This is a genomic window from Bacillus sp. Au-Bac7, from assembly GCF_021341655.1.
Taxonomy (GTDB): Bacteria; Bacillota; Bacilli; order Bacillales; family Cytobacillaceae; genus Niallia.
Map to the genome: position 1 here is coordinate 1 of NZ_JAJTTG010000033.1, position 8,327 is coordinate 8,327.

Consider the following 8,327-nt stretch of genomic DNA (forward strand, 5'->3'; position numbering starts at 1 on the left):
TCCTTAGATAATCCAGTAATTCTTTATCTGTATATTCGCCTATTTCGTAAGGTAAAGCATCGAGTTTTAATAAATGAAGAGCTGCCTTCCCTTCCCTATCCCGTAATCGGAGCTATGGCAGGATATATATTAATTATATTTTACCGAAGGAAATAGCCTTCGTGACTTATATGGTAAAATCATGCCAACGAATTTGTTATTATTACATGAGAAGTTAGATAAAGCTGTCGATATGTTATACAGGAAAGATGGATTCAACTCAGACGAAGAAAGAATTAGATACTTAATAAAACTTTACCAAAGGGAAGTCTCCAGAATAACAAATAATCAATAAGACTTTATTGAATTGAAAAGATAATATTAATTATTTGAGACGGTTGTTAAACAATCAACTGTCTCAAATTTCTTAAACTGTATTTGACATATATATTCTTAAATCCCCTATTGTGGTGCATATTAGCTAGTTTCATTTAACTTCTCACGAATCATGAACCGATATAATTAAAACTTTTCTCTTTGATATTAAAATTTTGTAAGTTTCAGTAGTATTTATTTACGATTTGACATAAGTAAATAAACACAAAGCCTTAGTAACATCTTCCTCAGGTTTAAATACAGTTAAAATATATAGCCCCTCCAGTATCTAACATTAGCTTTTTTAGCTATAATCATTAGTTTAAAATTAATATTTACAACGAAATAAACTTCAGCATCTTCGTTTTACTTTTTTTATATAAAATCATTCCCAAACCCTTGATACTACTGTATTTATAAGCCATTTACCTCATTTTTCATACGCTCTCAGACGAATTTAGATTTTTTTCATGTACAACTGCTCATCTAATTTCTTTAAAAAGACCTTTAGCAACCCACTAAATTCACTTTCAGACTCAATATAAAATTTTTAACTGCTTAATTAATCCTTTTATTACCATCCAATCGCACATAATAGTTATTATGTGCGATTAAATAAAATTTGTAGTATACTAGAATATATGTTCTCGATTTGATATCTATTAAAAGGAGTTGGAGTCCTGAAGTTGAAAGACAAACATCAATTATACATAGAGAAAGATATACTTTCTTACTATGAAGAAGAGTTAGATATTTTTCGAGTGTACCTAGAGGACTTGGGTTACTCTTCCCTTACGATCCGTAACTATTTTTATGACACCAAGTTATTTCTAAATTATCTATATGAGCATAAATCGCAAAAAGTTGGATTGGAAACTATCACCAAACAGGATATTGCAGGATTTTTACGAAAGCATCACCGAAACGCATCGAAGGCAAGCCGGAACCGACGATTGATGACTCTAAGAACTCTATATAAATCTTTAATGAAATCAGAAATTCTAGATTATAACCCTGCTCAAGAAGTGGATATGGCAAAACAAGAAAAAGGACGGCTTCCCACTTATCTTAGTGACGAAGAACTCGCATTACTTTTTATGTCTATGCCACCAAGCGATTACTATATACGTAATAAATGTATATTAATGTTGATGGGACTTGCTGGATTACGTGTGGTAGAAGTACATAATCTTAACATTTCAGACATTATTAGAGATCAAGAAGATCCAGGTATTGAAGTATCAGGCAAAGGAAATAAAGCTCGGTACATTCCCCTTCCTGTTCCTTTATATCAATTACTATTGGATTATGAACGAGTATTTCGTGCGAAACCAAAACCTAATCATTCGAATGCGTTCTTTCTATCAAAAAGAGGTGTTAGAATTTCCAGAAGGAGAATACAAGAAATAACAGAGAATGCCTTTGAGTTTCTAGAGCAGCAACCTGGATTTCAATACTTGGAACAAAAGAAACTAACAGCTCATAAATTACGCCACACCTTTGGAACTGGTATGGTTCGAGATGGAACTGACTTAGTAACTATACAACAGCTTATGGGGCATACAAATTTGAACACTACGCAAATTTATACCCATGTTAGCAATGAACAGAAGCAAAAGGCTATGAGAAATAAGGATGTTTCAAGATTTTTTAACAATTAATTTTCACCGTAAACCCTTGAGGCTGTTGGGGTTGGCGGTTTTTTTAGTTAAGATTCACTTCTCTCAGACGAAATTAAATTAGTTTGCATGATGAACCACTCACTTAAATTTGTCACAATGCGTTTTTCAGACATCATTTAACTCCTTTTGATATACAATTTTTCTTTACAGAATAGATTATCAAAATTTAGTATTTGCAAAATTGGTAAAGTTGTAAATTTAGTAAAAATCTCATTTATTTTAAAGAAATCCCTAAGTACTTATAAATTATTTTTATTGAAAAATTTGAGTGCGTAAATTTATTAAACTATAACTATTTTCTTCATCATTGAATATTACTTTGGTACATCTCATCTAATTGGCTTCTAATAATTTATTGGGAACGATGTTTACTTTAAAATATTTCAATAATATTCAATAACCAGCATATCATGTAAATACTATTTTAAAAGATTAGAAAACCTTTACTCTATCAGGAATGTAATTAAAATTAGACTAATTGCATCTAAGGATTCCTAAAATAATCCTTATCAATGAGTATCTAAAACTATATTGTTTTTGTTCGTTAAATAAGGATTTAACGCAGACTTATTGATTTATATATTCATTGCTAATCCTTTCTTCTCTTGTCTGTTAAACGTTAAATACTCTCTTATTATTTTTGAATTCATAGTCATTAGTGCTTGGAACTCGCCGCAACCCAACACTTGGTTTATAAAAATTTAACACCGTATAAAAAATAGGCAGAGGATATATCCTCTGCCATTCATTGTTCTTATGATTTAACAGCATCCTTCAGTTTTTTTCCTGCTTTAAATGAAGGTGCTTTGCTTGCTGCAATTTCAATTTCCTCACCAGTTTGAGGGTTACGGCCTTTTCTTGCCGCACGTTCACTAACTGAGAAAGCTCCAAATCCAATAATCTCCACTTTATCACCATTTTTCAATGCTGTTGTTATTGTTTCCATTACGGAGTCAACTACTCTAGTTGAATCTTTTTTTGATAGTTCAGAGCTTTCGGCTACTGCATTAATAAGATCTGTTTTGTTCATAATTATGTACCTCCTAAAATCAGTCCTTAAGTAGAACTCTTTTAGTATTCCACAAACTTTTTTAATTCGCAATTATAAAGCTAATTGACTTGGAGCCTCAACAAAAGGTAGTGTAAGATGTGAAATAATATATACCATTTAGGAAGTCCTCTTATGGAACAAACGCCTCCTATTGTTTAAGTGTACAATTTCACAAACCCTTTAATATTTTCAGTTCTTACAGGAATGCTGCCCCGTTTTTTCCATAAGCTAATTTTTCATTTATTTAAAAAGAAGCATTAATCCTTACTGAATCAACACTCCCTTTAGATTAATTGGAATTGTTCACAAACTTATCTTAGAATCGAACACTTACCCAAAAGATTGTTTTATCATAGACAAGATTGCTCTTAAATATTTTTATATAACTTGGGATAACTCTATTGGGGAACTTTACTTTTTCATCACTATTTACAAAACTGATTCCCTTTATTAATCAAGTTTCTTTATAAAGGGTACACCACTAACAGAATCACCCGTTTTGTGCATTCCAAAGGCGTTTTTCCTAATGCTTGTTTACCGCCTGGGAAATCTTTTTGTACTTCTTTATTACTTCAAACTTTTTTCATTCTGTCTAAAATAAGACCATCAGACCCTTGGTTCACACCTATTACAAATTCTTTCATATATTGAGTGATATATTTACCGTAACCAGCGCTCTTATCTTTTTCCAGCAATTCTTCGACATAAAATACACCATTCGAGATTTTATCTAATAACAACGTACAAATCCCTGCATAAACACCACAAGCAACCTGTATATAAGTAGCATTTATTCCATATTTTTCAAATGTAAATTGACTGTTCATAACATTATACATATATCGCTCTTTGTCCTTGTATACAAGTAGAACTCCTACCAGGTCTTCACCCTCTAATTCAGCCTCCGAAGGATCTAAAACTTTTAAATTCCAATTCAATAAATCGTCTGTACATCCAAGATTATCCCGGATTATTTGTGTTGTATAATCGTTTACTTTATATATAAACCCAGTTTCCATATCATAAAGGGTTCCTAAACTCAAAACTTCCTCATGTGGCATTAAACATCCATAAAATTGGGTATCCCCTAATGTAACCTTAAATTCTTGAGCATAAACCTCTTTATATAGATGAAGAGGCACTTTTCCCTTAACTATCATCGGATAGTTTAATATTGCCTCATCTAAAAAACACTCAGGTGACCATGTAGAATATATAATACCCTTGTCCAGAAGTGACTTATCCTTGTAGAATGTGGTATCTTTTTCGACAATATAACATGCTAGTGGTTTTTCATTAGGATGCATGGCCATTATGGAATAAGCCATCCATTGCACAACCCCAGGATTCATTCCAGAACACACTATCCCTTTCATATTTGTAAACCTATGTTTAGCATTTTCAAATCGATAAAAACGTTCTAGTAAAGTAAATCCTTTTAGATTTTCGTCTTCATTTACTTCTATATTTTCTAAAGCTGAATTTACGTAAAAAACCCCAAATTCGTTGCATATATCTAGAATATCTATTGTATCTGCCCAAGATAAATCAACAATTAACGAAGTTTCAGTTTCGGAGATATGTTTACGTACCTCTTTTAAGTCTGTAAGATCGATTTGATTTAGAACTATTTGATTAATCAAATTAGGACATATTTCATTGTAGTAAGCAATATCCTTTTGTTTTATATCAATTAAGTGCAACATACTTTGCTTTGTAAATTTGTGTAGTGGATCAGTTGAGTCTGTAATAGTTTTATTTAACAAAGACAACAATGCTCTCGCAACACCACCAGCACTTCCAAAAATTGAAATTGCCACCCCAATATCACGCATATCATTCATCCTTTGAAAGTAAATTATCTAAGTTTAGATTTAATAGCATATGAACAATAAGTAAACCGGTGACGGCCCTTGTCTATCAGTATCATGAAATAAATTTTTATGTAGGAATAAATACTTATTTTAATATTGATTTAAAAAAATGTAATGGACACATGATTAGAGTCTACTCCTATCGAAAACTATTTACATAAATATGTTAGTCAGTGAATATTAGCTGAAAATTTCCACTATTTTAAGGAGGAATAAAACCATGATGCACCCTGATACAGAAATTCGGTTCGTGAGTGAGGAAATAGGCGTTGGTCTGTTTGCAACAAAATTAATCCCTAAAGGAACCATTACCTGGATTAAAGATGAATTAGATATCATTCTAAAAAAAGAGTATATTGAAAGTCTTGATGATGCACGAAAAAAGGTAATATATAAATACGCATATGAAGATAATGACATCGAATATGTTCTTAATTGGGATCACGCAAAGTATATTAATCATAGTTTTAATCCAAATATTGTAGATACAGCATATGACTTTGAGTTAGCAGCTAGAGACATTCAACCTGGCGAACAATTAACATGTGATTATGGTACGTTGGGTGGCGACGAAAAGTTTGAAAGTCCACCAGCAGAAGGATCATCAAGAACAAGAGTGTATTCAAATGACTATTTAACTTATTATAAAGAGTGGGATAACATGGCAAAAGAGGCTTTTAAGTATTTCAATAAGGTAGACCAACCACTAAAATATTTGATCCACGAAAAATTTATTGATAAAGTAAATGCTGTTGCTAATGGAACTGAACCAATAGATTCCATCCTCACTTTATGGAATTATGACCATCCTGAAAATAGTTAAAATTTTAGAAGAATAAGTGGATTTTTGTAGACTTGAATTAGAAACCGGTAAAGTTAAATGGAGATAAACTCGAATAGATTAACCCCTTTACTATAGTAGCACTAATATACAGAATAAAAAATAAATCCTCCTTAAGACTCCTGTCTAACTCTACTTTGCTACCATCAGCATAGTATTGAAATGCTTCCCCTAGAATAGAGGTTACTTTATCACTATCATTAGTTTCGGTCGTTACTTTCCATCCCATTTACCGGCTCATACATTTCAAAGTTTACATTTTCCGGTATTTTAAGCGTTACCTTAGAAGTACTTCCTTTTCAATAGGTATTTTACTGTATATGTCTCCCAAGCCTCTACTACTCTGAAGAGTGTACTGTTACGTGTACACACTGGAATAGTAATGAAGAAAACTACAGCATACGCTGAAAAGAATTCTAAACTTTATTTTTCATATAAAAATAAACTACTCCTTTATAAAATATTCCCCTTTAAACACTATATAAATCTAGTTGATCTTTTGACTATATCTCTTGTTAACATTTATTAAAATCAACTTGCGTACAATTACTGAAAATCTCTTTCTTAGAGACCTTACTTATAAGTATGTTTCTAAAAAGTTTACAATTGAAATCCACCGGACTAAAAGTTTTAACGTATGGGGAATATATGCTTATACCAACATCAAACAGTTTTTTATCTCTTCTCGTAATCCTTCACTTAATAATTTATTTCATATGATGCCCTGATTCATCTAAGATTTATTTGTAACTTTTTCCTCTACAATCCATATACTTCAACCATATTTTCCCCCAGTTAGAAAAGCTACTAACTTTATTATACAGTGATTTTCATTTTAAAAATTCATTAGTTTGTGAAATAGTGAACTTAAATTAAACTTCCATGTTTCTTCCATAAGCTAGATTTAATTTATACAGGAATGCTGCCCCGTTAGCAACAGTGCAAAAAGGAGCATAATCCCTTAATGGATTAAAGCCCCCGTTGCTTTAAGTACATTCCTTCACAAGCTTATTTATTTTCGTTTAATTTTATTATAATAATGCAACCCTTATAGTAATAGAACATGAAAGTGCCACTGGAAGTTAATTACCTATTATTAGACATAGTTTAATTAATGATTTTGTTTAAAATCTCTACTTCACCTTCTCCATTCTCTTCAACGATAGATTCTAGGACAAGTTTGTTTTGATTGTTTATGTAATAAGAATATATTTTTGAATCTCCCTTTAATGTTACAGCTACCATCCAATTTTTTTCCCCTGACAAATTTGCCATAAAGGGATCAGTCACGATATTTTTCTCTGGAACTTTTTTGTTTATCGTCAAATATTCAATCACTGCCTTTTCAATAGAAATAAATTTAAACTGAACATAACCAACTGCGATTATTATTACGACTGCAAGACCAAAAAGGATTTTAAGAATTTTTTTCATTTCAACACCTCAATAAAAATAATTAGTGTAATTTTATCCTTTTTAACCCTTTTTGTCACTTTTTTTCATTAATTATAACAACAAAAAATTGCAGCACACTTTAACGTAATTTATCCCATGTTTTTTCTATTAAATTTTACTATCCTGCCCCGTTTCTACCATAAACTTGTTTTCATTTATATTATAGGAATGCTGCCGAGTTAGTTCTTAGAAGGGATAACTCCTATTCATTAGAGGACATTTCACTATTGTTTAAGTGCATAGTTCCTTAAACCAGGCTTTTATAACATCATTGCACTCCTTTAGGAAATTAAGAAAAGCTGCCATAACGACAGCTTAAATTTCTTATTAACTATACTTCTTGAAAATATTCTTATAAACTCTAACCACATCAAAAATTAATGGGAACGCACAGAATGCAGTTATAAATAATCCTATATAACGAAAGAATTCTTCATTATCATCCATCCAATATAATACATTAGGTACGGGAGCAATTAATAAAACTAATCCAATAATAAAACCATAAAAAAGTGTTCGTTGTCTATCCACTTATCTAAATTCCTCTATTCATAAATTATTTTAATCCTATGTATTCTATCCTACTTTGAAAATTCCTTTTTCCTCTATACTGCCATTTTAGAACCATAATAAAAGAGCATCCTTTTATTTAAGTAAACCCCATCTAGCTTAAATGAAGAATCATATATCCATATTTGATTTATACAGGAATGCTGCCCTGTTTTTACCATAAAAAAACACCAACAAGGTAGTCAGTGAAACTATTTATTTATCTAAGAAACGATAGTAAAGTGCTATTACATAATTACCTATAATAAATACTGCATACATTTTAAACATAAATGCAAAGAAACCTTTTTCTTTGAAATTGAATAACAGATAAAGAATAGACATTACTAATACAAGTATATATAAAGGTGCTATTACTAACTTTGAATAGAGATCTGGTAACGTCATTTTTTTCTTTCACCCTAGTTCAGTAATTTCTTTTTTTGCTGCAATGAGTTTATTATATCTCTAGACTATATCATTTGAATACTTTAATTTATTGTATTTCTTATTGCACTAAT

5 protein-coding genes and 1 pseudogene are annotated in these 8,327 nt (G+C 30.9%); 3 read left to right on the plus strand and 3 right to left on the minus strand.

The genetic code is table 11. The features are described from left to right. Positions 1-157: 157 nt before the first annotated feature. Positions 158-334: pseudogene (locus LXM54_RS28650) on the plus strand (type IIL restriction-modification enzyme MmeI); the annotation flags it as partial. Between the two features lie 706 nt (positions 335-1,040). Continuing rightward, positions 1,041-2,015 carry a tyrosine-type recombinase/integrase gene (locus tag LXM54_RS27405; RefSeq protein WP_233319483.1) on the plus strand — a complete coding sequence of 325 codons (975 nt, stop codon included), beginning with the start codon at positions 1,041-1,043 and terminating at the stop codon, positions 2,013-2,015. Positions 2,016-2,790: 775 nt separating this feature from the next. Here LXM54_RS27405 and LXM54_RS27410 read toward each other — a convergent pair. Both LXM54_RS27410 and LXM54_RS27415 read right to left on the minus strand, forming a co-directional pair. Further along, positions 2,791-3,066 (minus strand): HU family DNA-binding protein, encoded by a 276-nt coding sequence (locus tag LXM54_RS27410; RefSeq protein ID WP_233319485.1) that lies wholly within the window; start codon positions 3,064-3,066, stop codon positions 2,791-2,793. Between the two features lie 593 nt (positions 3,067-3,659). Further along, on the minus strand, positions 3,660-4,922 hold the full coding sequence (locus LXM54_RS27415; protein ID WP_233319487.1) for an S-adenosylmethionine decarboxylase related protein: 1,263 nt from the start codon (positions 4,920-4,922) through the stop codon (positions 3,660-3,662). A gap of 259 nt (positions 4,923-5,181) precedes the next feature. Between LXM54_RS27415 and LXM54_RS27420 the strand changes: the two genes are divergently transcribed. Beyond that, on the plus strand, positions 5,182-5,784 hold the full coding sequence (locus LXM54_RS27420) for an SET domain-containing protein (RefSeq protein ID WP_233319490.1): 603 nt from the start codon (positions 5,182-5,184) through the stop codon (positions 5,782-5,784). A 1,125-nt stretch (positions 5,785-6,909) separates the two neighbouring features. On the opposite strand, the gene LXM54_RS27425 is transcribed toward LXM54_RS27420, so the two are convergent. Beyond that, complete coding sequence (locus LXM54_RS27425; protein WP_233319492.1) at positions 6,910-7,236, minus strand: hypothetical protein; 327 nt, start codon at positions 7,234-7,236, stop codon at positions 6,910-6,912. Between the last annotated feature and the right edge of the window lie 1,091 nt (positions 7,237-8,327).